This window comes from Nocardia sp. NPDC003183, from assembly GCF_053590715.1.
Window position 1 is genome coordinate 155,818 of the sequence record NZ_JBSFTG010000006.1, and the last position, 24,618, is coordinate 180,435.

Consider the following 24,618-nt stretch of genomic DNA (forward strand, 5'->3'; position numbering starts at 1 on the left):
TCTCGCTAACCGACGACGCCGCACGCCACCCGGGCGCCCGCATCACCGGTGGTCAGCGTGGTTTCGTCCGGCCCGGTGCCACCCTCGCGGGTGTAGCGCGGCGGGATGTTGCCGAAGTTGTCGGCGCCGCCGTGGATGATCAGCGCCTTGCCCTTGACGTTGTCGAGGGTGACCGAGTCGGTCCGGGTGACCAGCTTCGCGGAGCCGTCGGCGCCGACCTGCAGCGAGGTGAGGTCACCGCTGGCCGGGTGCGCGGTGGCACCGCCGACCTGCAGATGCCCACCGGCCGAGGCGAAGTCGCCCTCACAGGTGCCGTTCTGGTGGAAGTGCAGGCCGTGGAAGCCGGGCGTCAGACCGCGCGCCTCGACGGTGACGACCAGGTGGCTGCCCTCCTGGACGATGGTCGCGGTGCCGACCTCGGCGCCCGCACCGTTCTTGAGCGAGGTCTTCAGGCCGCCCGCCACGCCACCGTGGTCGTCGCCGTGGCCGGGAGCCGCGGTCTCCGACGGTGCGGCGTGACCGCCACCATGACCGCCGCTTTCGCCCGCGGGTGCCGCCGAGCTGGTCCACACCGGCGGCGTGGTGCCCTTGACGTCACTCGACTCCTGGCTGTTGGTGCAGGCTGCGAGCCCGAACGCGGCGACCGCGAGCACCGGGGTCACAATGCGCCAGGACGGGCGACGAGTTGTCGACGTGGCCATCAGGGGACTCCTTATCGGACTGGGGCTATACCGCTCAAGATGATGCCACAGCGGCGACACGGCCTACGGCACCGCGTGCCGCGCCTGGTTCAGCGACCGGTCAGTACGACGACGACACCCGGCGAGGTGTCCCCCGACTTGGGCGCGACCGTCCCGCCGACCTGCTCGGCGATCTCGGTGGCCGCGGCCTTGTCGCGCGCGCCGCCGCCGTAATACACGGTGGTGGTGGTCAGGTTCTCACCGCTGTAGTTGCCGGTGCTCACGTTGGTCCAGCCCGCGGTGGTCAGTTCGCTCGCGGTGCGCGCGGCCAGGCCGGCGACCAGGCTGTTGTTCAGCACCCGCACCGATACCGTCTGATCCGTGCCGCCCGTCGCGGGTGCCGTGGTGGTGGTCGTCGGTGCGACGGAAGTCGTGGTGGTGGTCGGGGCGGCGGCCGCGCTGGTGGTCTTCGGCGCGGGCGTGGTGGCAGGCGCCTGCGCGACCGCGCTGGAGGTGGTGGTCTCGGTCTGCTCGGTATCCGATGCCACGGCATCGGAGTTCGACAGCGACATCGCACCCAGACCGGCGAAGACAATGGCCAGCGCGATCAACACCATCGCCAGCGCGCGCAACGGCGGGCCGCCGGGGGTGGGGTTCGGGTTGCTCACCCGCCCAACCCTAGTCGCAACGAAGGGTGTGTGGCCGTCATGTCAGACCTGGAAACCGAGTTTGCGGGCCGCACGCGATTTCTGCCTGCTCGCTCGCAGCCTGCGCAGCCGCTTGACCAGCATCGGGTCGGCGGCCAGCGCCGCGTCGGAGTCGACGACAGCGTTGAGGACCTGGTAGTACCGGGTGGCAGACATGGCGAACAGCTCGCGGATCGCGTCTTCCTTGGCGCCCGCGTATTTCCACCATTTGCGCTCGAAGTCCAGGATGTCGAGTTCACGACGACTCAGACCGGTGCTCTCGTCGGCGGCCGAATCCTGTTCGCCCGCAGTGTGGCCCTGCGCGATGTGCCGAGCTGCTGCGCCGTCCATCTTGCTCCCTCGCCGAGTATCACGAGATGGGTAGATACCGTCGTCATTCAACCACGGGTTCCCCCGATCCTTCGACCCATGTCACGGCGTGTTGACTGAAGGCCAGTAGGGGTGGCGCGGCCCACAGGGGTCCGCCGATCGTCCGCCCGCGCCAGCGGCGATAATGGCGACCATGGCAATTCTCCCGATCGTGATCGTCGGTGACCCCGTTCTCCACAACCCCACCGCGAAGGTGACGGAGACCCCCGCGGAGCTGGCCGAGCTCATCGCGGATATGTACGACACTCTCGAAGAGTCCAAGGGTGTCGGCCTGGCGGCCAATCAGGTCGGCGTCGGCAAGCGCCTGTTCGTCTACGACTGCCCCGACTTCGACGCCACCGGCAATCCCCTCCGCCGCAAGGGCGTGGTGGTGAACCCGGTGCTGGAGACCTCGGCGATCCCCGAGACCATGCCCGACCCCGATGACGACGAGGAAGGCTGCCTGTCGGTGCCCGGCGAGCAGTTCCCGACCGGTCGCGCGGACTGGGCGAAGGTCACCGGGACCGACGCGAACGGCGAGCCCGTGGAAATCGAGGGCACCGGCTTCTTCGCGCGCATGCTCCAGCACGAGGTCGGCCACCTCGACGGTTTCCTCTACGTCGACGTGCTGATCGGCCGCAATGCCCGCGCCGCCAAGAAGGCGATCAAGCGAAACGGCTGGGGCACACCGGGTTTGAGCTGGATCCCGGGAACGGTTCCTGATCCGTTCGGTCATGACGACTGATATCCCCCTCGGCCGCCGGGTGGTGATGCGGTACCAGCTGCCCGCGGGTTATCCCCAGCCACTCACCGACGTGATCGGCGAACTGGTGTCGCTCACGCCGCCGTCGGTGCGGACCGCCGAGGGTGAGCTGGTCTCGGTGTCCGCCGATCGCGTTGTGGCGTTGAAGGCGCTGGGGCCCAGGCCCATTCGGACCAAGGAGATCCGGTCGCTGGAGACCGCGGCGGCCATGGCCTGGCCGGGCAGCGCGCACCTGTGGATCGACGGCTGGCTGGTACGAGCGGGCAACGGCTACACCGGGCGCGCGAATTCGGCGGTGCCGCTGGGCGAGTCGGGTGTGCCCGCGGTGTTGTCGATCGACACCATGCGCAAGATCGCGGACTGGTACACGAGTCGGGGGTTGCCGCTGCTGCTGCAACTGCCCGACCGGCTCGCTCCCGTCCCGCCGACCTGGAACACCTGGAGCGAGACCGTGGTCCTCGGTCTCGACATCGCGAATTTCGTGCTGCCGCAGGGACCGTCGATGGTGCGCATCACCGACGAGCCAGAGGACGGTTGGTTGCGGACGCACCGCTACCGCGGCGAGATTCCCCTCGACCCCTCCGTGCGCGAACCGGACCGTGCCGTGCTCACCTCGGTCCTGGACGGCACTCTCGGTTTCGCGTCCCTCGGCCTGCCCGAACCCCTGTCCATCGGCCGCGGCGCGGTGACCACCGCCCCCGACGGCCGGCGCTGGGTCGGGCTCACCTGTGTGGCCGTGGCGACCGCGCACCGCCGCAACGGACTCGGCGCGCTGCTGTGCGCCGAACTGATCCGGTGGGGTGCCGAGCTGGGCGCGAGCCACGCCTACGTCCAGGTGGAGGTGGGCAATTCCGGCGCCCTCGCCCTCTACCGCGAACTCGGCTTCATGGAGCACCACGCCTATCGCTACGCCGCCCCGCAGAGTCATTAGCCTCGAAAGGACCGTCACAACCGTGCGTCTCGCCACCTGGAACGTCAACTCGATCCGCTCCCGCGTCGATCGGGCGATCGCTTTTCTGGACCGTCACGACATCGATGTGCTGGCGTTGCAGGAGACCAAGTGCCGTGACGATCAGTTCCCGTTCGAGCAGTTCGAGGCCGCGGGGTACGAGGTGGCGCACGTGGGGATCAATCAGTGGAACGGTGTCGCGATCGTGTCGCGCGTCGGGCTCACCGATGTCGAGCTCGCGTTCCCCGATCAGCCCGGCTTCGACAAGAACGCCGGCGATTCGCTGATCGAATCGCCGGTGGTCGAGTCGCGCGCGATCGGTGCGACCTGCGGCGGGGTGCGGGTGTGGAGCCTCTATGTCCCCAACGGGCGCACGCTCGCCGATCCGCACTACACCTACAAACTGAACTGGCTCTCGACCCTGCGCGCGCAGGCGGCAGGCTGGCTGGCCGACGACCCGCAGGCGAAGATCGCGCTGGTCGGCGACTGGAACATCGCCCCCACCGACGACGATGTCTGGGCGCCGGAGCTGTTCGTCGGCAAGACCCACACGTCCGCGCCCGAACGCGAGGCGTTCCAGTCCATGCTCGACATCGGCTTCCGCGACGTGATGCGCCCGTTCGCCCCCGGCCCCGGCGTCTACACCTATTGGGACTACACCCAGCTGCGGTTCCCCCGCAAAGAGGGCATGCGCATCGACTTCATCCTCGCCTCCCCCGCCCTCGCCGACCAGATCAAGGACGCTTCGGTGGATCGCGAGGAACGCAAGGGCAAGGGCGCCAGCGACCACGCACCGGTGATCGCCGAATTCTGACGGATCCGCCACGCGTTCTCGGTTACGTTGGAGGTGGAAGTTTCAGCCTGCAACGTAGCGGGAGGCGCGCCTCATGTCGTTTTATCGCAGGGTCGGAACGGTGCCGCCGAAGCGGCATACGCAGCATCGGGATGCGCGCGGCAACCTCTACTACGAAGAGTTGATGGGCGAGGAGGGGTTCTCCGGGGACTCCTCGCTGCTGTATCACCGCGCGCTGCCGCCCGCGATCGTCGACGCTACGGTCTGGGAGCTGCCCGACCAGACATTGACGCCGAATCATCCACTGCACCACCGGCATCTGCGGCTGCCGCTGCTGTTTCCCGGCGATACGGCAACCACGACCGACCCGGTGACCGGGCGCAGGTTGCTGCTGGCCAATGCCGATGTGCGGATCTCGTACGTGGTCGCCAAGGGCGCGTCCCCGCTGTACCGCAATGCCATCGGCGACGAGCTGGTGTACGTGGAATCCGGTGCGGCCGTGGTGGAGAGCGTCTTCGGGATCGTGCCGGTCCGCCAGGGCGATCAGGTGCTCATGCCGCGCGCCACGACCCACCGCTGGCTGCCGATGGGTGAGGAACCGTTGCGCGCGTATGTGATCGAGGCATCGAGCCACATCACCCCGCCCAAGCGCTATCTCTCGAAGTTCGGTCAGCTACTGGAGAATTCGCCGTATTGCGAGCGGGATCTGCACGGGCCACTCGAATTGCTGCTCGTCGAGGACACCGAGGTGGAGGTGCTGGTCAAGCATCGGGCGGGCACCGAGGTGATCGGCACCAGGATGACCTACGCGACGCATCCGTTCGATGTGGTCGGCTGGGACGGCTGCCTGTACCCGTACACGTTCAACATCGCCGATTTCGAGCCACTGACCGGCCGCGTTCATCAGCCGCCGCCGGTGCATCAGGCCTTCGAGGCCACCAATTTCGTCATCTGCAATTTCGTGCCGCGCAAGGTCGACTATCACCCCCTGTCGATTCCGGTGCCGTACTACCACTCGAATGTGGATTCCGACGAGATCATGTTCTATTGCGGCGGGAACTACGAGGCGCGCAAGGGTTCCGGTATCGCCCAGGGTTCGGTGTCGGTGCATCCCGGTGGTTACGCGCACGGCCCACAGCCCGGTGCCTATGAACGCAGTATCGGGGCGGAGTTCTTCGACGAGCTGGCGGTGATGGTGGATACGTTCCGCCCGCTGCAACTCGGCGAAGGGGCGCTGGCCTGCGAAGACCCCGCGTACGCGTGGACCTGGTCCGGTCGCGGGCCGGGGCTCGCATGAGTGAGCGCAGCGGCGTGGACGGCGGCCGATGACGGGCGCGCAGGTGTTGCGCGTCGAGGTACCCGAAGACTCGCTGTTCGGGCCGGAGAATATGCCCTACGGCGTATTCGCACCCCCCGGCGGCACCCTCCGGGTCGGTTGCCGCTTGGGCGATATGGTGCTCGATCTGGCTGTGCTGCTGGATGATCCGGTGTTCGCTCGCCCCGAGATGAACGCGTTCCTGGCACAGGGTTCCGGCCGCTGGCGTGAGGTCCGCGCGAGGTTGCGCGCGCTCGCGGACACGGCGCTGCCGATCGATGCCGTGTATCCCTTGTCCGCTGTGCGGATGGCACTGCCGGTACGGATCGGCGACTATGTCGATTTCTACGCCAGCATCGACCACGCCACCAACCTCGGCAGGCTCTTCCGTCCGGACAGTGCACCGCTGCTGCCGAATTGGCGGCACCTGCCGGTGGGGTACCACGGCCGGGCGGGCACCGTCGTCGTCTCGGACACCCCGGTCATCAGGCCGCGGGGACAACGCCGAACCGCCGCGGGCACACCTGATTTCGGACCGTCGCAGCGGCTGGACATCGAGGCCGAACTGGGCTTCGTCGTCGGCTCCGGATCCACGCTCGGCGCACCGGTCACCGTCGACGAGTTCACCGAGCACGTGTTCGGCGTCGCCCTGGTCAACGACTGGTCGGCCCGCGATATCCAGGCCTGGGAGTACCAGCCGCTCGGCCCCTTCCTCGGCAAGTCGTTCACCACGTCACTCTCGGCCTGGATCACCCCGCTGGCCGCGCTGACTCAGGCGCGGGTGCCGCTACCCGCACAGCACCCAGAACCTCTCCCCTACCTGCGCGGTACCGGCGACTTCGGCCTCGACATCGACCTGACCGTCGCCTGGAACGGCGAGGTCGTCGCGTATCCGCCCTACTCACGCATGTACTGGTCACCCGCGCAGATGCTTGCCCACCTCACCGCGAACGGCGCCTCGATCCGGCCCGGCGACCTCTACGCCTCCGGCACCATCTCCGGGCCGGAGCCGTCCCAGCGCGGGTCTTTCATCGAATTGTCCTGGGGTGGAACACAACCCATCACAGTGAAGGATCAGACCCGCACATTTCTGGCCGACGGCGACGAGGTGACGATCACCGCCACCGCGCCGGGCACCGCGGGCAGGCGAATCGGCCTCGGCGCGGTCGGCGGCCGAATCCTGCGGGCACGCGATACCTGAGACACCGCTAGCGGTTGTGGGCCGTCCTCCGCGTCCACCCAGGGGCGGAGATGGTACTCGGCCGGCCTCCACCCCGAGGCGGTATCGGATATAATTCGACGCGGGATACGGTGACGGTTCGAACGTTTCCGAGCAGAGGGCACCCGACGATGTTGACGAGAATCGCCCGCACCGCCGTTGCCCGACCACGATGGGTGGTCGCGGTTGCGCTGGTGCTGATGGTGTTGTGCGGCGCGATCGGCGCCACCGTGCACTCGCACATGAAATCGGGCGGATTCGTCACCTCCGATCTCGATTCGGTCCAGGCCAGTCAATACCTGAGCGAACACTTCCCCGGCAGCGAGCCCAACTACGTCCTGACGATCACTGCCGAGGGCGTGGCCGACTCCGCCGCCGCGCGCGCCGCCGCCGACCGCGCGCTCGCCGTCCTCGGCGCACATCCCGAGATCGTCAGCGGTGTCCAGTCGTACTGGACCGCGCGCCCCGATCTCAAACAGGCGATGCTCAGCAAGGACCGCACCCACGCGCTCATCCTGGCCAGCATCGAGGGCGACGACGCCGAACTGCCCGTCCGGGCGGCCCAGCTGAGCGAAGAACTACAGGTCGAGAGCGGTCCGGTGACGGTCAAGGCCGGTGGGCTCGCCGCCTCCTTCGCCGATATCAACACCCAGATCAGCAAAGACCTGATCATCGCCGAGGCGATCGCGATCCCGATCACCGGCCTGCTGCTGGCCCTGGTGTTCGGCAGCCTCATGGCCGCCGCGCTGCCGGTCGCGATCGGGCTGTTCGCCATCGCGGCGTCGCTGGGCATTCTGCGCGTGCTGACCGCGCTCGCCGATGTGTCGATCTTCGCGCTGAACATGACCACGGCACTCGGACTGGCGTTGGCGATCGACTACAGCCTGTTCATCGTCAGTCGATATCGCGAAGAGCTGACGGCGGGCCTTACCCCGACTGCGGCGGTGACCCGTGCGATCCAAACCGCCGGTCGTACGGTCGTGTACTCGGCGCTGGTCGTCGCGCTCTCGCTGTCGGCGCTGCTGGTGTTCCCGCAGTACTTCTTCAAGTCGTTCGCTTACGCGGGTATCGCCGTGGTCGCCGCCGCGGCGGCCGCCGCGGTGATCGTGCTGCCCGCCCTGCTCGTTCTGGTGGGTCACCGCATCGATTCGGGCGACCTGCGCGCACCGATGCGCCGGCTGTTCCGGCTGGCCCCGAGGACGGAAAAGGAACCGCGCCAGACCTTCTGGTATCGCCTGGTCAACGCGGTGATGAAGCGTCCGTTGCCGATCGCCCTGGCCACCACCGCGTTCCTGCTGCTGCTCGGCTCGCCGTTCCTGGGTGTCCAGTTCGGCTACCCCGACGACCGGTCGCTGCCCACCGATGTCGCCAGTCGCGAAGTGGGCGACATCCTGCGTACCGAATTCGATGCCGACCTGGCCTCGAGCGCGACCATCGTGCTACCCGAATTCCGGGGCAGCACAGCAGAACTCGACACCTACGCCCGCGACCTGTCCAAGGTGCCCGACGTACCGGCCGTGCTCAGCAGCGCGGCGGTGTACCGCAACGGGCTGCGGGTGGCCCCTGGCGTGCCCGAGATGACGGACCCGCAGCACGGCGCCTACCTGTCGGTCGCCACCACGGTCGACCCCTACTCCGACGCGGGCGGCGACCAACTCGACACCCTGCGCGCCGTTCCGGCGCCGTCGAAAGCCCTGATCACCGGCCCGGCCGCGCTGAACCAGGACTCGGTCAACGCGATCACCGGCAAACTGCCGCTGGCGGGCGCGCTGATCGCGCTCACCACGCTGGTGCTGCTGTTCCTGTTCACCGGCAGCGTGGTGCTGCCGGTGAAGGCACTGATCCTCAACATCCTGTCGCTGGCGGCGACGTTCGGCGCGATGGTGTGGATCTTCCAGGAAGGCCACCTGTCGGGCCTGCTCGGCTTCACCGCGACCGGCACCCTCAACCTGGCCATGCCCATCCTCATGTTCAGCCTGGCGTTCGGCGCGTCCATGGACTACGAGGTCTTCCTGCTGTCGCGGATCCGCGAGGAATGGCTGGCCGGGCCGAAGACCACCGAGGGCAATACCGAGGCGGTCGCGATGGGCGTGGCCCGCACGGGACGCATCTTCACCGCCGCCGCGCTGCTGATGAGCATCGTGTTCCTCGGCGTCGCCAGCTCCGGCGTGTCGATGATGAAGCTGTTCGGCCTCGGCTGCGCACTGGCGGTGATCAGCGACGCGACCGTGATCCGCGGCCTGCTCGCCCCCGCGCTCATGCGAATGATGGGCACCTGGAACTGGTGGGCGCCGAAGCCACTGGTGGCACTGCACAACAAGTTCGGGCTGCAAGAAGCCGACGACATGCCGGCCTCGGTCGAGCGCCAGCTGACCGAATCCGGCACCCGATAGCGAACGCTCAGGCCGCCGCCTAGACTGCACACCAGCCACGCATGCCCCGACCTCGAGGAGGGGCTCGCCGCGAAGCGGCGGTTCGCGGCCGTCCCGCCGATGGGAGGCCGTTGCGTAGGCGACGAAGGAGCAAGCAACGGCCTCCCATCGGCGGGACACCAGGGGCCGCGAACTCGAGCGCGCCAGCGCTCAAAGAAGCACGGGGGCTCGCACCAGCGGGCTGAGAGGACGGCTAGCCCATCTCGGGCGTTCAGGGCCGTCGACCGTATGAACCTGACCGGGTAATGCCGGCGTAGGGAGGAAATATCGTGGGCTCGAACACGTCTTCTGACAGGACGGTCGACACCGTCACCACCGGTCCGATCCAGGGCAGCGTCAAGCACTACCAGGAGGTAGACGGCCTGCGCATCCCGGTGCGCCGGATCAACCTCACCAACGGCGACCACTTCGATGTCTTCGACACCTCGGGGCCGTACACCGACGACAACGCGGTGATCGACCTCGAGGCCGGGCTGCCGAAACTGCGCGACGAATGGGACTCCCCGACCGTCGACGGTCCGCCGACCCAGCTCGCCTGTGCTCGTCAGGGCATCATCACCCCCGAGATGCGGTTCATCGCCGCCCGCGAGGGGGTCTCGCCCGAACTGGTGCGCGACGAGGTCGCACTCGGTCGCGCGGTGATTCCGGCCAACCACAACCACCCGGAGCTGGAGCCGACCATCATCGGCAAGAAGTTCCTGGTCAAGATCAATGCCAATATCGGCAATTCGGCGGTGTCGTCGTCGATCGCCGAAGAGGTGGAGAAGATGGTGTGGGCCGCGCGCTGGGGCGCCGACACCATCATGGACCTGTCCACCGGCAAGAACATCCACGAGACCCGCGAGTGGATTCTGCGCAACTCCCCCGTCCCGATCGGCACCGTCCCGATCTATCAGGCGCTGGAGAAGGTGAACGGTGATCCCACCAAGCTCACCTGGGAGATGTACCGCGACACCGTGATCGAGCAGTGCGAGCAGGGCGTCGACTACATGACCGTGCACGCGGGCGTGCTGCTGCGCTACATCCCGCTCACCGCCAAGCGCGTCACCGGCATCGTCTCGCGCGGTGGCTCCATCATGGCCGCGTGGTGTCTGGCGCATCACCAGGAATCGTTCCTGTACACGCACTTCCGTGAGCTGTGCGAGATCCTGGCGCGCTACGACGTGACCTTCTCCCTCGGCGACGGCCTGCGTCCCGGCTCCATCGCCGACGCCAACGACGAGGCCCAGTTCGCCGAACTCCGGACTCTCGGGGAGCTCACCAAGATCGCGAAATCCTATGGCGTGCAGGTGATGATCGAAGGCCCAGGCCACGTGCCGATGCACAAGATCGTCGAGAACGTGAAGCTCGAGGAAGAGCTCTGCGAAGAGGCGCCGTTCTACACCCTCGGCCCGCTGGCCACCGATATCGCACCCGCCTACGACCACATCACCTCGGCTATCGGCGCCGCGATCATCGCCCAGGCCGGCACCGCGATGCTCTGCTACGTCACGCCCAAGGAGCACCTCGGTCTGCCCAACCGCGACGACGTCAAGGTCGGCGTGATCACCTACAAGATCGCCGCCCACGCCGCCGACCTCGCCAAGGGTCACCCGCACGCCCAGGACCGCGACAACGAATTGTCCAAGGCCCGTTTCGAATTCCGCTGGCACGACCAGTTCGCGCTCTCGCTGGATCCCGACACCGCCCGCGAGTACCACGACGAGACCATGCCCGCCGAGCCCGCCAAGACCGCCCACTTCTGCTCGATGTGCGGTCCGAAGTTCTGCTCGATGCGCATCTCCGCCGACGTGCGCGAATACGCGGAGAAGCAGGGGCTCACCGATGTGGCCGCCATCGAGGCGGGCATGGCCGAGAAGTCCGCCGAGTTCGCCGACCAGGGCAGCAAGGTGTACCTCCCGGTCGTCTCCTGACCCCGCTCCGCCCTCGTCGACGCCCGTCCGATCTTCGCGATCGGGCGGGCGTCGCAGCGCGTGCACCCTGGATTTCGGGGCTTTCGCTCACCCTGGCGATCGGTAACGATTGGCAATCGTGTCGACCTACCGGCACGCCGAGCACTGGAGTGAATCAATGAAACGCATCGTCGCCGGGGCCCTCGCGGCCGCCGCCCTGTCCGTCGCCGCCCCGCTCGGCACCGCCCAGGCCGCGTCCCTCCCGGTCGCCGACTCCGGTTCGTCGTCCATCGGCTGCACCTCCGACACCAGCCCGTGCGCCCTGCGCCCACTGTTCGACCTGTTCACCGCCCTCTTGACGGGCAGCGCCTAGGCCACGGGGCGCGCGGGGTAACGTCGGCCGGGTGGCCGATGCCTTCTACCGCCGAGACCCCGCGGACCCGAACCGGTACCTCTCGACCGAGCTGACCCGGGGCCCGTGGTCGCCGGACGCCCAGCACGCCGGACCGCCGTCCGCTCTGCTCGGGCATGTGATCGAGCGCTGCGAGCCCCGGCCGGGATTCCAGGTCGGACGAGTCGCCGTCGAGATTCTCGGGCCGGTGCCGCTGGCTCCGCTCACCGCGCAGGCGAAGGTGGTGCGGTCGGGGCGCAGTGTCGAACTGATCGAGGCGACTCTGTCGTCGGAGCGCGGCCCCGTGATGCAGGCCAACGCCTGGCGGCTCAAGCTCGCCGAGCCCGCCCTCGATCTGCCCGCCCAGTTCCTGCCGACCGGTACCAGGCCACTGCCCGCGGCGACGGAGCCGGAGCAGTTTCCCTCCGATCAGGAGATCGGTTTCCACACCGGCATCGAATACCGTTTCTCCGCAGGATCATTCGCCGCGCCGGGGCCCGCGATCTGCTGGATCCGGTTGAAGTACCCGATCGTCGCGGGGACCACCCCGAGTCCGCTGGAGCGCACGCTGGCCGCCGCCGATTCGGGCAACGGGGTCAGCGCGGTCCTCGACTGGTCGAAGTACCTGTTCATCAACACCGACCTCACCGTGACCCTGCATCGTCAGCCGGTCGGCGAGTGGGTGTGCCTGGACGCGGTCACCCATCCCCAGCCACACGGCATCGGCCTCGCCGAATCCGCGCTGTTCGACGAGACCGGGCCGATCGGGCGCAGCACCCAGACGCTGCTCATCGCGCCTCGGGGCTGATCAGGGACGCGGCTTCACCAAGTCGGCGTTGCCGTGCTTGAGCAGTTCCGACTCGCCGGTGCTCGTGCGCCGGAACGGGTCGCCTTCACCGGTGGTGAGCAGACCGCGCAAGCTGGTGGTGATGTAGGCGCCCCAGGCGTTGGAGCACACCTCGTAGCATTCCCCGGCGGGCACCAAACCCACATGGGTGAAACGGATTTCGGTGCCGTCGGCGTTCTCGGTGATGTCGAAGACGACGTCGGTGTCCTCCCATTCGGTGGTGTCGGCGATGAAGGACAGGTGCGAGTCGGTGACGTGCCAGACCAGGCGCTCGCCCGGAATCGACGTGGTGGTCGTCATGGTGCAGCGGTGCAGGCCGGGAACCTCGAAGAGGTAGCTGTCACCGACCGTGCCGGTGCTGCCCTCGATGGTCTCCGACCACCAGGCCCACACGTTGTTGATGGCCGCGAAGGCCTCGTCGGGTGTCTTGTCGACGGTGATGGTGGCGGTGAAATCGTTGTCGCTCATTGCGTTTCCTTCCGGCTCAGCCGTCGAGATGCCGGCGGAGCGCGTCGAGTGGGCCGTCCCAGTCACGGGACAGGGCGGCCAGAAATTGTTGTGCCACGTGCATCGGAGCGGAATCGAGGCGGTAGCGCACGCGCCGCCGCTCCCCCGGTTCCGCGATCACCAGGCCCGCATCCGCTAGCAGGGCAAGGTGTTTGGCGATCGCCTGCCGGGTGATGGGCAGCCGATCGGCGAGGTCGGTCGCGGTGGCCGGACCGTGCGCGGCGAGTGCGGCGAGTACCGACCGCCTGCTCGGATCGGCCAGCGCGACGAAGACCCGTTCGGCGGTGGCCTCCTGCTCAGGCCGCATCGAGGTACTCGACGAGCTCGCCCAGCTCGCTCTTCCAGCCGCCGACATTGCCCTCGAACGCCGCCTTGTGCGCCTCCTCGGGCAGCTGGGCGAAGCCGGTCTCGGTGACCGTCAGCCGGGTGCCGTCGCCGACCGGCTCGAGGCTGAATTCGACATAGGTGCGTCGCGGGTCGTCGTCGGGCAGCCCGTTGATCGGCCAGGTGTAGCCGAACACCGAGGGCTCCTCGACCCGCTCCACCCGCATGTCGGCGGCGAACCCTTCCTTCCAGGTCATTCGCATGTCCCCGCCCGGTCGCAGGTCGATCTCGGCGGTATTGCCGAACCAGCTCCCCAGCCCTTCCTCGGTGGTGATGGCCGCCCATACCTTGGCGGGCGGATGCGCGAGCTCGACGGTCCGGACGATCTGATCAGGAAATCCCATGATGCCTCCTCATATATTGCAACCGACTGGTTGCAATTCAGGGTATTGCAACCGTTGGGTTGCGTCAAGGGTGTGGTCATCCGTGGCCGCCGGTGACGCGGAAGCCTTTCGGGACCAGCCAGACCGTGCCGACAGCAACCACCGCGACGACGGCGGCCGAGATGTAGGACGTGGTGGTGAGGGCGACGTCGAAGGCATGACCGGCGGCAAGGGCGAGTTCGTCGCGGGCGGGTTCGGGTAGGTCGGTGGCCACCTCGGCCGCGCCGCCGATCGAACCGCTCGCCTGATCGAGCTTGTCGGCGGGGACGGACAGGCCCGTCATGTGCTGACTGAAGATCCTGGCGTGCAGGCTGCCGAGCAGGGCGACGCCGAAACCGACGCCGACCTCGTAGTTGGTCTCCTCCACCGCACCCGCCTGGCCCGCCCGGTCCGCGGGCACGGCGCCGACCAGGACTGCGGCCGCCGCGGTCACAGCCATACCGTCGCCGAGACCGAACGACACCAGCACCAGCGCGACCACCGGATAGGTGGTGGGTTCCGGACTCACCGCCAACAGCAGGAACCCGAGGGCGACCGCGCCGAGGCCGAAACCGAGCACCGCGCGGACACCGAACCTCTCCATCAGAAACGGCGTGAGCAGGGAGGCGGTGAGCAGCGTGAGCGCGGCGGGCAACATCCGGATGCCCGCCTGCGACGGGCTGTAGCCGTGGACGTATTGCAGCCACAGCGAGATCAGGAACATGGCCGCGCCGATCGCCATCATGGCCAGCAGCGTCGCGACGGCCGCCGCGGTGAACGCGCCGTTGCGGAACAGCCGCACATCCAGCAGCGGGTCGGCCGCAGTGAGCTGACGTCGGGTGAACCAGGCCAGCGCGGCGATGCCGATCAGCAGGATCGCCCAGTCCACCTCGCTCGCTTCACCTTTCGCGAGATGCTTGACGCCCCACGCCAGACAGACGATGCCTGCCACCGACAGCGCGGCGGCGAACCAGTCCAGGCTCCCCGCCTGCGGCGCACGATATTCCGGCAACACCCACAGCCCCACCACCACCGTCACGACCACCACCGGCACATTGAGCCAGAACGCCGACGACCACCCGAAGTGCTCGACGAGGAACCCACCGACGATGGGCCCCACCGTGGCGCCGACCCCGGCGACCGCCGCCCAGATCCCGATTGCCATGGTGCGTTCGCGCACGTCGGTGAAGATGTTGCGGATCAGCGACAGCGTCGACGGCATCACCATCGCACCGCCGATTCCGAGCAATACCCGGCCGCCGATCAACTGCGCCGCGCTCCCGGCGGTAGCCGCGACCACCGACGCGATGCCGAACAGCACGAACCCGCTGATGAACAACAACTTTCGCCCCACCCGATCACCGAGCGCACCGGTGGTGATCAGCAAGCCGCCGAGCACGAGCCCGTAGATATCGATGATCCACAGCTGTTCCATCGGCCCGACCTGCAAATCCTCGATCAGCGACGGCAGCGCCACATTGAGAATCGTGGCATCCATCGCCACCAGCAACAGACTGGCGCACAGCACCCCGAGCATCACCCAGCGCACCGACCCGTAGGACTCGTCCCGCGCTTCGCTCACCCTGGCCACCTCACCGGCCGCTCGGCCCTCGACGTCCGTTGACGACAAGCTACCCACACCAGTGACGCCCGCCCGGCAATGCTCGCGGCAGGTCCAGCCGCGATCCGGGCACGCGAAGGCCGATCCGGGCCGGATGAGACCCGATCACCGACGGGCGCTCAGCCGGGCAGGACCGCCGCGATGAGGGTGCGCGCGGCGCGGCCCGTACGTTCCCGGTCGCCCGTGATCACGCGGTCCTGGATGATGCCGCGCAATCCGGAGACCAGCAGCGTGGACACCACCTCGGGATCTTCGGCCAGCCCGGTCCGGCGCAGCGCGGCGGCGAGTTCGGTGACGAAGGTGGCGATCGCGGCCTCGGCGTAGTCCTGGTACGGCGAGCCGGGGGCACACGCGGCACCCAGCACCTGCAGCAGCACTCGCACGCTGTCGGCCTCGGCACCCTCGGAATTCACGTCGAAGAACCCGATCAGCCGCGCGGGTAGCTGCGCGGGCTCGGCGATATCGGCGAAGACCGCGGCGAGGTCGGGTCGCTGCGTCGCCAACGCCTGGACCAGCAGCTCTTCCTTGGTTCCGAAGTAGTAGATCAGCATGCGCGAGCTGGTTCCGAGCGCCGCGGCCAGCGGTCGCAGCGAGAGCTCGGCCAAGCCGTGCGAGGCGATGTAGGTGACGACACCGGCCAGCATCTCGGCGCGCTTGCGGTGGTCGAGGGGACGGGCCATGGGTTGACTGTAGCGAGTGCTACAGGTATTCATGTCATCGTGACTGTACCGATCGCTTCAGAAACTCGGGGCGGCGTGGTGGTGACCGCGTACGCGGCGACCACCGCACTGGCCGACACCATGGACGAGACCTGGTCGCGCCTGCTGCGCGGCGAGAGCGGAATCCGCGCGCTACCCACGCGGTTCCTCGCCGAGCACGATCTGCCGGTGCGAATCGGCGGACCACTGGTCACCTCGCCCGATGCCGAACTGACGCGGATCGAGCAGCGCAGGCATTCCTACGTCGAACGCATGGCGCTAGTCCTCGGCAGACAGGTCTGGCAGGCCGCGGGCGCGCCGGAAGTCGACCGTGAGCGACTCGCCGTGGCCATCGGCACCGGCCTCGGCGGGGGCGACGCACTGATCGATGCCGTCGACGCGATGCGGGCGGGCGGCTACCGCAAGGTCTCGCCGCTGGCCGTGCCGATGGTGATGCCCAATGGACCCGCCGCCACCGTCGGACTCGACATCGGCGCGCAGGGTGGGGTCTTCGCGCCGGTGTCGGCCTGCTCGTCGGGGTCGGAGGCGATCGCGCACGCCTGGCGGCTGATCAGCACCGGCGAGGCCGATGTGGTGGTAACCGGCGGCGTCGAAGGGCATATCGACCCGGTCCCCATCGCGGGCTTCGCGATGATGCGGGCGATGAGTACCCGCAACGACGAGCCCGAACGCGCCTCCCGGCCGTTCGACCGCGACCGCGACGGCTTCGTCTTCGGCGAGGCCGGCGCGCTGCTCGTGCTCGAATCCGAACGGCACGCGAAGGCGCGTGGTGCGCGCATCCACGCGCGAGTGCTCGGTGCGGGCATCACCTCCGATGCCTTCCACATCGTGGCCTCCGACCCGGCGGGCACCGGTGCGGCGCGGGCGATGCGCAAGGCCGTTCACACTGCGGGGCTGCGGGTTCGCGACATCGATCACGTGAACGCGCACGCGACGTCGACATCGATCGGCGATGCTTCCGAAGCGGCGGCGATCACCGCGGTCGCTCCCGATGCCTCGGTGTACGCCCCGAAGTCAGCGCTCGGTCATTCGATCGGCGCGGTGGGCGCTCTCGAAGCGGTGCTCACGATCCTGAGCCTGCGTGAGCAGATCGTCCCGCCCACACTGAATTTCGACAACGCGGACCCGGCGATCGATCTCGATATCGTCGCCGGGGCCGCACGACCGCACAAGATCGACTACGCCCTCAGCAACTCGTTCGGATTCGGCGGCCACAATGTCGCGCTCGCGTTCGGAAAAGCGTAGCGGCGCCGCCGATCCGGTGGGATCGACGGCGCCGTGACGGCTCAGCGCGACTTACGCCTTGTCGAAGCGGGTGTCGACGAACGACTTGAAGTCGACCTTGCCGGGGATGGCCTTGGCCTTGGTGAAGGCATCCGCGATTTCCTGTTCGGAGGCGATGACCTGGTCGGTGAGTTTGATCGGCTCCTTGATCGAGCGAGTCCAGGTGGTGCGGGAGGCGTCGACGCTGATCTGGGTCAGCTCGGCGTATTTGGTCGACCAGGTGTCGAGATTGTCCGAGGACCACTTGGTGGCGGCGGCGTAGCGCTGGAAGAAGTCGGCGAGAGCGGCGGACTTGCCCGCGTCGGCGACGGTCTTGTTGCCTGCCACCCAGAAGTTGTAGCCGTTGGCGGCCTGGTCGGCGGTGGCGATCGACTTTGCGCCGATCTCCTTCTCCGCGATGGCGGTGTAGGGGTCCCAGGTGGCCCAGGCGTCGACGTCACCGCGGGTGAGCGCGGTGTAGCCGTCGCCGGGAGCCAGGTAGACCGGCTCGACATCGCTCAGCGACAGGCCCGCCTTCTGCAGTTGCAGGAGCAGGTTCGCGTTGGCCGAACTGCCCTTGTAGACGGCGACCTTCTTGCCTTTGAGGGCCGCGACCGAACCGATTGTGGAGTCCTTGCCGACCAGGATCGCGTCACCCTTGCCGGTGGCCGAGAGCGCCCCGACGATCTTGATGTCGGCGTCGGCGGCCGCGCCGAAGATCACCGGGGTATTGCCGGTTTGGGCGATGTCGATGCCGCCCGCACTCGCCGCCTCGACCAGCGGCAGACCGGCGGTGAAGGTGGAGAATTCGATCTTGTAGGGCAGGTTCTCCAGCTGACCCGATGCCTTCAGCAACACCTCGATCGAAATCGCCTTCTGGTCACCGACTTTCAGCGTGACGGTGCTCAGGTCGACCGGGCCCGAGGGCGCGGCCTCGGTCGCCGTGTCGTCGCCGCAGGCGCTCAGTGCGAGCGTTGCGACGACGGCGAGGGCAAGGCCTGCCAGACGGGACATCGGAGTGCGTTTCACGGGAACAACTTTCGTGCGATGGTGCGGAGGGTTCAGTGCACGCCGAGCAGCGCGAGCAGGTGCGTCGCGTACTCGGCGACTTCCGGCGCGGCGGCGGTGCGGGGGCGTGGTAGCTCGATGGGCACGTCGGCGGCGATGCGGCCGTCGTCGAGAACGAGAACGCGGTCGGCCAGGGTGATCGCCTCCAGCACGTCGTGGGTCACCAGCAGGACGCCGAACTCGCGCTGAGCGTGCAGGCCGAGGAGCAGCTCGTGCATCGTCAGCCGGGTCAGCGCGTCGAGCGCGCCGAAGGGCTCGTCGAGCAGCAACAGCGTCGGCTCGGCCACCAATGCCCGTGCCAGCGCGGCACGTTGGGCCTCACCACCGGACAGGGTGAGCGGCCACGCGTCGGCGCGACCGGCGAGGCCGACCTCGGCGAGCAGGTCGCGGGCGGCTTGCTCGTCGGCACGTCGATTGCGCGGCTTCGGCCTGCCGAGGGCCACATTGCGCACCACCGGCTGCCACGGGATCAGGCGGGGTTCCTGGAAGACGATCGTCGGCCTGCCTTCGACGGAAGCCGCACCGCGAGTCGCGGTATCGAGGCCGCCGATGATCCGCAACAGCGTGGACTTGCCCGATCCACTGCGCCCGACCAGCGCGACGATCTCGCCCGCGCCGATCTCGAGATCGATCCCGTCGAGCACGGCGCGGTCACCGAATCGCTTGCTGAGAGCGGTGATCCGGGCGGCGGGCACGCGAGCCGATCGCGACGAGATGGGGGTGACGGTCGTGGCTGCGGCAGCGGTCATGGGGTGAACCTCGCGATCGAACGGCGGCGGGTAGCGGGCCTGCCTGCTCTCGGGACGGGGTGGGTCCTCGAGCCAGCGGAAGAAACGGACATCAGCGGTGCACCGCCGGGCGCCAGCGCAGTGCGCGGCGTTCGAGCAGCCGCACGATCGAGTCGGTGAGCAGGCCGAGCAGGCTGTAGACCACCAGGCCGAACACCACGATGTCGGTTCGCAGGAATTCGCGGGCATTGTTGACGACGAAGCCGAGTCCGGCACTGGCATTGATCTGTTCGGCCACGATGAGCGAGAGCCAGGCGATGCCTAGACTCTGCCGGGCGCCGACCAGGATCTGCGGCAGGGCGCCGGGGAGCACGAGCAGGCGCAGTCGTTCGGTGAGTCCGAGGTGCAGGGCACTGCCGAGTTCGAGCAGTTTCGGGTCGAGCTGGCGGATGCCCGAGAAGGTATTGAGGTACAGCGGGAAGAACACACCGAGGGCGATCAGGTAGACCTTGGGCTCCTCGCCGATGCCGAACCAGATGATGAACAGCGGGATCAGGCCGAACAGCGGGATGGTGCGGATCATCTGCAGCGGCGGGTCGACCGCGTACTCACCGATCTTGCTCAGGCCGGAGAGCACGCCGAGTACCAGCGCGAGAACCGCGCCGAGGGCGAAGCCGTACAGCGCGCGCTGGCCGGAGACCAGCAGGGCCTCGGTGAGCTGGCCGGATCGGTAGGTTTCCAGACCCGCGTCCAGCACCGCGGACGGCGCGGGCAGTTTCTTGGCCGGGATCGAGCCGCTGGCGCTGGCGAGCTGCCAGATGACCAACACCGCGAGCGGCGAGAGCGCGCGCAGGAACCCGGGGCGACGGTACAGCGGGATCCGTCGCTCGCCGGTTTCGGTGGGCCTCTCCAACAGCATGCGAGCATGGTGCCCGCCCGAAGCGGTATACCGACAGGGTTCGAATCAGCTCGAGGATTTGTCGGCTCGGCTGGAGATCTGCTGCACCGCCCAGCTATTCCCGTCGGGATCGCTGAAGAAGACGAAACCGACATTGTCGAGCGGGTGCGGGACGGGCCGTGGATTCTTGCCGAGCTCGCGCACCTCGCTGACCTCGACTCCCCGCGCCACCAGCTCCGCGTGCGCCTGCTCGATATCGGGAACCACGAGTTGCAGGCCCTTCAGCGAGCCCGGCGGCATCTGCGGCACCGCCCCTTTGCCGATGACGATCGAGCAGCCCGAGCCAGGCGGGGTGAGTTGCACGATGCGCACGTCGTCGGAGATCACCGTGTCGTGGTCGACGGCGAACCCGAGCTGACGCGCGTAGAAATCTTTGGCCCGATCGATATCGGAAACCGGGACGATCACAACTTCCAGGGTCCAGTTCACTACGCGCCTCCGCGTTGCAGTCCGGGTGATGCGCCAAGTCTGCCAGCTGCGTGCTCGGGAGCAGAGCCGTATCGGCGGCGGTCAGGGCTTGCGTTCCCATCGCCAGGCGAATTCACCGGTCACCGGGGGTGGGCCCGGCAACTCGCCCTCGGCGGTGAGCCCGTCCACGATCAGCGCGAGGACACGGTGGCGCAGTTCGGCGGTGCGCACCGGGTCGGGCATCGTGACGGCCGAGCAGGCCTCGAAAATCAGGCCGAGGTCGAGGGCGTCGACATCGGGCCGAAGGCGACCGCTGGCGTGGGCGCGGCGGACCAGCTCCTCGCCGGCCTCGCCCGAGTGCACGACGTCGGGCAGCATCGACTCGTCGGGCGTGAAGGTGCCCGCCAGGCGCACGGTGAGCGAGTGCACGTCGGCCTCGACGACCCGTTCCAAGAATCCGACGAACCCGCGCCAGCCATCCGAATCCGCCAGCGCCGCATCGGCTTCCGCGTTGAATCGGCGTAGCCCTTCGTGACAGAGGGTGCGCAGCAGTACCTCCTTGCTCGGATACCGCCGGTAGAGCGCACTGATCCCGACGCCCGCCCGTTCGGCCACGGCGGCGATCGGTGCGTTCGGATCGTCGAGGAACACCGCGCGGGCGGCGTCGAGGATCAGTCCGTCGTTGCGCGCGGCCTGCGCCTTGCGACCGGGCAAGCGGGGCTGATCTGCGGTTTCGGTCTGGTTCGCCATGAATATCAGCCTACCACTTGAAACGGAATGCTCCGTTCTGCTACGGTTGGAACAGAACGAAACATTCCGTTTCAATTTGAGGAGTCGACATGGCCACCATCACCCCGTTCCGAATCGACGTTCCGCAGGCCCGCCTCGACGACCTCGCCGACCGGCTGCGCGGCGCCCTGTACCCCGACGAACTGCCCGGCGTCGGCGACGCCTACGGCGTCCCGGCCGGTCGCGTCCGCACTCTCGCCGAGTACTGGCTCGAGGAGTTCGATTGGCGCGCGCTGGAATCCGAGCTCAACGCCTACCCGCAGTTCACCACCGAGATCGAGGGCGAGGACATCCACTTCCTGCACATCCGCTCCTCGCGCGCCGATGCGACGCCGGTGATCCTCACCCATGGCTGGCCCGGTTCGATCCTCGAATACCTCGACGTGATCGCGCCCCTCACCGAGCCGGAATCGGCCGACGCGCCCGCCTTCCACCTCGTCATCCCCTCGCTGCCCGGCTTCGGCTTCTCCGGCCCCACCCGCAGCACCGGCTGGAACCGCTACCGCACCGCCCGCGCCTGGGCCGAGCTGATGACGCGCCTGGGCTACCAGCGCTACGGCGCCATCGGCAACGACGGCGGCTCGATGGTCTCCCCGGAGATCGGCCGGATCGCGCCCAACACGGTGATCGGCGTGCACGTCACCCAGCTGTTCTCGTTCCCGTCCGGCGACCCGGCCGAGTTCGAGGGCCTGTCCGAGGCGGATATGGCCGCGCTGCAGCACCTCCAGTGGTTCCACGAGAACAAGATGGCCTTCAATACCCTGCACAGCCAGCAGCCGCAGACGCTGGCCTACGCGCTCGCCGATTCCCCGGTGGGCCTGCTCGGCTGGAACGCGCAGCTGTTCGGCGAGTCGCTCGACGCGCAGTTCGTGATCGCGAATGTGGCGCTGTACTGGCTCACCGGGACAGCGGGTTCGTCGCTGCGCTTCTACTACGAGGACGCGCACGCCACCGAGCAGCCGACCGAGCCGACCACGGTCCCGACCGGGCTGGCCATGTTCGCCGGCGATTTCCAGTCGATCCGCCGGTTCGCCGAGCGCGACCACAGCAAGATCGTCAGCTGGAATTCCTACGACATCAGCGCGGGTACGGGCGGCGCGAACGACGCGGCCGGGCACTATGCCGCGCACGAGGCGCCCGCGGTGCTGGTCGGCGACATTCGCGAGTTCTTCGCCGGGCTGGCCTGATCCGTCCAGGTGCCGCGGCCCACGCTCCCCTCATCGGTGCGTGGGTCGCGACCCATTCGAATCATGCACCAGCGCAGTGTGATACGCGCAGCAAAGATGCCAATCAGTGATGCTCGTGCAGGTCGGCCCAGGCCGGAAACGGATCGGCGTAGCCAATCCACGCGCTCGGGCCCGCCGCGAACTCCGCGTCGGTGAGCAGCGCGGCGTCGAGTTCGCGCCGCACGGCGGGGGCGTCGAGGCGTACTCCGATGAACACGAGCTCCTGTCCGGCAGGCACTTCCAGTTCCGACCACCACGCGCCGGGTTCGAAGGTCAGATTCGGGCCCGCCTGCGACCAGATCGCCGCCAGCTCGGGACGGCTCGCGATCCAGCAGAATCCCTTGCTGCGCAACATCCCCCGCAATCGCTCCAGCACGGCGGCGAGGCGTTGCGGATGGAAGGGCCGGTCGGCGAGAAAGGTGATGCTGCTGATCCCGTATTCCTCGGTCTCGGGAGCGTGTCCCCCCGCCAATTCCTCTGCCCAACCTTCGGATTCGGCCGCGACCACCGGGTTGTAGCGTCCCGTGGCAAGCACTTCGCGCAGATCCACGACGCCCTTTTCGGTTCGCAGCACGTGCGCTCGCGGGTTGAGCCTTCGTACGGTCGCCTCCACCGTGGCCGCGGCGTTCGCACTGACCAGGTCGGTCTTGTTGATCAACAGCACGTCGGCGAACTCCACCTGATCGACCAGCAGATCGGCGATCGAGCGGGCATCACCCTCGCCGGCTTCGAGGTCGCGTTCCGTGAGCGCCTGTCCGCGGACGAGTTCGGCCAGGAAGGTCGAGGCGTCGACGACGGTGACCATGGTGTCGAGGCGGGCGATGTCGCCGAGGCGGAACCCGTCGTCGAACTCCCAGTCGAAGGTGGCGGCCACCGGCATGGGTTCGGAGATGCCGGTGGACTCGATCACCAGCTGGTCGAAGCGGCCCTCGCGTGCCAGACGCGCGACGGCTTCGATCAGGTCCTCGCGCAGGGTGCAGCAGATGCAGCCGTTGGTGAGTTCGACCAGCTTCTCCTGGGTGCGGTCGAGGTGCCCCTGGCCCGCGATCAGCGCGGCGTCGATATTGACCTCGCTCATGTCGTTGACGATCACCGCGACCCGGCGGCCGTCGCGGTTGGCGAGGATGTGATCGAGCAGCGTGGTCTTGCCTGCGCCGAGGAAGCCGGACAGGACGGTGACGGGCAGAGGTGTCAGGGTGTTGGTCACAAGTTAATGATAATGGTTTTCATTTGCAGTGCCCAGGTGGGGTCTCGCGACGGCGAGTGCGGTCGTAGGGTTGGGGCGTGAAGATGTTGCCGCTGACCCCCGATGGCCAGACCCCCGTTCGCGCGCTCACCATCGCGGGCACCGACTCCGGTGGCGGCGCGGGCATCCAGGCCGATTCGCGCACCATGGCGCTGTGCGGCGTGCACGCGTGCGTGGCGGTGGCCGCCGTGACCGTGCAGAACACGGTGGGCGTCAGCGGGTTTCACGAGATTCCGCCGCAGGTCGTGGCCGATCAGGTAAGGGCGGTCGTGCGCGATATCGGCATCGGCGCGGCCAAGACCGGCATGCTCGCCTCCACCGCGATCATCGAGGCCGTCGCCGGGGTGTGCCGCGAGCTCGGAATCGGGCGCGAGGGCACCATCCCCCTGGTGGTCGATCCCGTCGCGGCTTCCATGCACGGGGATCCACTGCTGCACGCGGAGGCCCTGGAGGCAGTGCGCACTACGCTGATTCCGCTGGCGACCGTCGTTACCCCCAACCTCGACGAGGTGCGTCTGATCACCGGGATCGAGGTGGTCGACGACGCCACCGCGCGCAAGGCCGCCGAGGCATTGCACGCGCTGGGCGCGCAGTGGGCGATCGTGAAGGGCGGGCACCTGCGCGCCTCGGAATTCAGCACCGACCTGCTCTACGACGGCGACACCTTCCGCGAGTTCAGCGCACCGCGCATCGCCACCGGCAACGATCACGGCGGCGGCGACACCCTGGCCGCGGCGATCGCCAGCGCGCTCGCCAACGGCTACCCGGTTCCCGACGCGGTGGAGTTCGCCAAGGAGTGGACCTACCGATGCCTCGCCGCCTCCTACGATCTCGGCGCAGGCCACGGCCCCGTATCACCGCTCTGGAGACTTCACGTCGACGCATGATCGGCGCGGCCGCGCACGGCCGAGGTATGCCTAGCGTGGCGTCCCGAACATGTCGGTACCCAGGTTCATACTGAACCCATCGCACCCCCGTCGACCCCAACGACGTGATCGACGAG

General features: G+C 68.1%; 26 protein-coding genes. 12 read left to right on the forward strand and 14 right to left on the reverse strand.

The features are described from left to right. Positions 1-5 precede the first annotated feature (5 nt). The 3 genes from sodC to ACWDXS_RS20465 form a co-directional block, all read right to left on the reverse strand. Positions 6-701, reverse strand: a complete 696-nt coding sequence (gene sodC / locus ACWDXS_RS20455; protein ID WP_449967750.1) for a superoxide dismutase[Cu-Zn] — start codon at positions 699-701, stop codon at positions 6-8. Between the two features lie 89 nt (positions 702-790). Further along, positions 791-1,348, reverse strand: coding sequence for a LytR C-terminal domain-containing protein (locus tag ACWDXS_RS20460; RefSeq protein ID WP_378991216.1), 558 nt, complete (start codon positions 1,346-1,348; stop codon positions 791-793). Positions 1,349-1,390: 42 nt separating this feature from the next. Further along, entirely contained in the window at positions 1,391-1,717 is a 327-nt protein-coding gene (locus tag ACWDXS_RS20465; RefSeq protein ID WP_378991218.1) for a DUF3263 domain-containing protein, read from the reverse strand. A gap of 172 nt (positions 1,718-1,889) precedes the next feature. Here ACWDXS_RS20465 and ACWDXS_RS20470 point away from each other — a divergent pair, with 172 nt between their 5' ends. The 9 genes from ACWDXS_RS20470 to ACWDXS_RS20510 all read left to right on the forward strand — a co-directional run bounded on the left by ACWDXS_RS20470 (position 1,890) and on the right by ACWDXS_RS20510 (position 12,297). Continuing rightward, on the forward strand, positions 1,890-2,480 hold the full coding sequence (locus tag ACWDXS_RS20470) for a peptide deformylase (RefSeq protein WP_387445556.1): 591 nt from the start codon (positions 1,890-1,892) through the stop codon (positions 2,478-2,480). Continuing rightward, the gene (locus tag ACWDXS_RS20475) at positions 2,470-3,429 is read left to right on the forward strand and encodes an N-acetylglutamate synthase, CG3035 family (protein WP_378991221.1); all 960 of its coding nucleotides are present in this window, start codon (positions 2,470-2,472) and stop codon (positions 3,427-3,429) included. Before ACWDXS_RS20470 ends, ACWDXS_RS20475 begins: the two co-directional genes overlap by 11 nt. A gap of 22 nt (positions 3,430-3,451) precedes the next feature. Beyond that, the gene (locus ACWDXS_RS20480; RefSeq protein ID WP_387445554.1) at positions 3,452-4,261 is read left to right on the forward strand and encodes an exodeoxyribonuclease III; all 810 of its coding nucleotides are present in this window, start codon (positions 3,452-3,454) and stop codon (positions 4,259-4,261) included. Between the two features lie 73 nt (positions 4,262-4,334). Further along, on the forward strand, positions 4,335-5,537 hold the full coding sequence (locus ACWDXS_RS20485; protein WP_449967756.1) for a homogentisate 1,2-dioxygenase: 1,203 nt from the start codon (positions 4,335-4,337) through the stop codon (positions 5,535-5,537). Between the two features lie 28 nt (positions 5,538-5,565). Further along, positions 5,566-6,756 (forward strand): fumarylacetoacetase, encoded by a 1,191-nt coding sequence (gene fahA / locus ACWDXS_RS20490; protein ID WP_449967759.1) that lies wholly within the window; start codon positions 5,566-5,568, stop codon positions 6,754-6,756. Between the two features lie 149 nt (positions 6,757-6,905). Further along, entirely contained in the window at positions 6,906-9,167 is a 2,262-nt protein-coding gene (locus ACWDXS_RS20495) for an MMPL family transporter (RefSeq protein WP_449967762.1), read from the forward strand. Between the two features lie 308 nt (positions 9,168-9,475). Then, the gene (gene thiC / locus ACWDXS_RS20500) at positions 9,476-11,119 is read left to right on the forward strand and encodes a phosphomethylpyrimidine synthase ThiC (RefSeq protein WP_449967765.1); all 1,644 of its coding nucleotides are present in this window, start codon (positions 9,476-9,478) and stop codon (positions 11,117-11,119) included. 157 nt (positions 11,120-11,276) lie between these two features. Continuing rightward, a complete protein-coding gene (locus tag ACWDXS_RS20505) occupies positions 11,277-11,471 on the forward strand; it encodes a hypothetical protein (protein ID WP_378996138.1) in 195 nt (64 codons plus the stop codon). Positions 11,472-11,502: 31 nt separating this feature from the next. Beyond that, positions 11,503-12,297 carry a thioesterase family protein gene (locus ACWDXS_RS20510; protein ID WP_378996136.1) on the forward strand — a complete coding sequence of 265 codons (795 nt, stop codon included), beginning with the start codon at positions 11,503-11,505 and terminating at the stop codon, positions 12,295-12,297. Here ACWDXS_RS20510 and ACWDXS_RS20515 read toward each other — a convergent pair whose 3' ends face one another. The 5 genes from ACWDXS_RS20515 to ACWDXS_RS20535 all read right to left on the reverse strand — a co-directional run bounded on the left by ACWDXS_RS20515 (position 12,298) and on the right by ACWDXS_RS20535 (position 15,890). Then, positions 12,298-12,804 (reverse strand): SRPBCC family protein, encoded by a 507-nt coding sequence (locus tag ACWDXS_RS20515; protein ID WP_378996134.1) that lies wholly within the window; start codon positions 12,802-12,804, stop codon positions 12,298-12,300. Between the two features lie 16 nt (positions 12,805-12,820). Continuing rightward, a complete protein-coding gene (locus ACWDXS_RS20520; protein WP_378996132.1) occupies positions 12,821-13,150 on the reverse strand; it encodes an ArsR/SmtB family transcription factor in 330 nt (109 codons plus the stop codon). Beyond that, on the reverse strand, positions 13,140-13,571 hold the full coding sequence (locus tag ACWDXS_RS20525; protein WP_449967771.1) for an SRPBCC domain-containing protein: 432 nt from the start codon (positions 13,569-13,571) through the stop codon (positions 13,140-13,142). The genes ACWDXS_RS20520 and ACWDXS_RS20525 overlap by 11 nt, the downstream gene beginning before the upstream one ends. Before the next feature lie 76 nt (positions 13,572-13,647). Further along, the gene (locus ACWDXS_RS20530; RefSeq protein ID WP_449967774.1) at positions 13,648-15,171 is read right to left on the reverse strand and encodes an MFS transporter; all 1,524 of its coding nucleotides are present in this window, start codon (positions 15,169-15,171) and stop codon (positions 13,648-13,650) included. A 158-nt stretch (positions 15,172-15,329) separates the two neighbouring features. Next, a complete protein-coding gene (locus ACWDXS_RS20535; RefSeq protein WP_379314688.1) occupies positions 15,330-15,890 on the reverse strand; it encodes a TetR/AcrR family transcriptional regulator in 561 nt (186 codons plus the stop codon). 39 nt (positions 15,891-15,929) lie between these two features. Between ACWDXS_RS20535 and ACWDXS_RS20540 the strand changes: the two genes are divergently transcribed. After that, positions 15,930-17,174 (forward strand): KasA/KasB family beta-ketoacyl-ACP synthase, encoded by a 1,245-nt coding sequence (locus ACWDXS_RS20540; protein ID WP_378996124.1) that lies wholly within the window; start codon positions 15,930-15,932, stop codon positions 17,172-17,174. Between the two features lie 51 nt (positions 17,175-17,225). Here the strand turns inward: ACWDXS_RS20540 and ACWDXS_RS20545 are convergent, their stop codons facing one another. From ACWDXS_RS20545 to ACWDXS_RS20565, 5 genes are all read right to left on the reverse strand, one after another. After that, entirely contained in the window at positions 17,226-18,221 is a 996-nt protein-coding gene (locus ACWDXS_RS20545) for an aliphatic sulfonate ABC transporter substrate-binding protein (RefSeq protein ID WP_378996122.1), read from the reverse strand. Positions 18,222-18,253: 32 nt separating this feature from the next. Next, on the reverse strand, positions 18,254-19,009 hold the full coding sequence (locus ACWDXS_RS20550) for an ABC transporter ATP-binding protein (RefSeq protein WP_449967778.1): 756 nt from the start codon (positions 19,007-19,009) through the stop codon (positions 18,254-18,256). A 91-nt stretch (positions 19,010-19,100) separates the two neighbouring features. Further along, positions 19,101-19,907, reverse strand: coding sequence for an ABC transporter permease (locus ACWDXS_RS20555; protein ID WP_449967781.1), 807 nt, complete (start codon positions 19,905-19,907; stop codon positions 19,101-19,103). Positions 19,908-19,952: 45 nt separating this feature from the next. Then, the gene (locus ACWDXS_RS20560; protein WP_378996116.1) at positions 19,953-20,375 is read right to left on the reverse strand and encodes a VOC family protein; all 423 of its coding nucleotides are present in this window, start codon (positions 20,373-20,375) and stop codon (positions 19,953-19,955) included. 81 nt (positions 20,376-20,456) lie between these two features. Then, positions 20,457-21,104: a TetR/AcrR family transcriptional regulator gene (locus tag ACWDXS_RS20565; RefSeq protein ID WP_449967784.1), complete on the reverse strand. Its 648-nt coding sequence runs from the start codon at positions 21,102-21,104 to the stop codon at positions 20,457-20,459. A gap of 89 nt (positions 21,105-21,193) precedes the next feature. Here ACWDXS_RS20565 and ACWDXS_RS20570 point away from each other — a divergent pair, with 89 nt between their 5' ends. Then, positions 21,194-22,330 (forward strand): epoxide hydrolase family protein, encoded by a 1,137-nt coding sequence (locus ACWDXS_RS20570; protein ID WP_449967787.1) that lies wholly within the window; start codon positions 21,194-21,196, stop codon positions 22,328-22,330. A 103-nt stretch (positions 22,331-22,433) separates the two neighbouring features. Here ACWDXS_RS20570 and ACWDXS_RS20575 read toward each other — a convergent pair whose 3' ends face one another. Further along, positions 22,434-23,564: a GTP-binding protein gene (locus ACWDXS_RS20575; RefSeq protein ID WP_449967962.1), complete on the reverse strand. Its 1,131-nt coding sequence runs from the start codon at positions 23,562-23,564 to the stop codon at positions 22,434-22,436. Positions 23,565-23,653: 89 nt separating this feature from the next. Between ACWDXS_RS20575 and thiD the strand changes: the two genes are divergently transcribed. Further along, complete coding sequence (gene thiD, locus ACWDXS_RS20580) at positions 23,654-24,502, forward strand: bifunctional hydroxymethylpyrimidine kinase/phosphomethylpyrimidine kinase (RefSeq protein ID WP_449967790.1); 849 nt, start codon at positions 23,654-23,656, stop codon at positions 24,500-24,502. Positions 24,503-24,618: the final 116 nt, after the last annotated feature.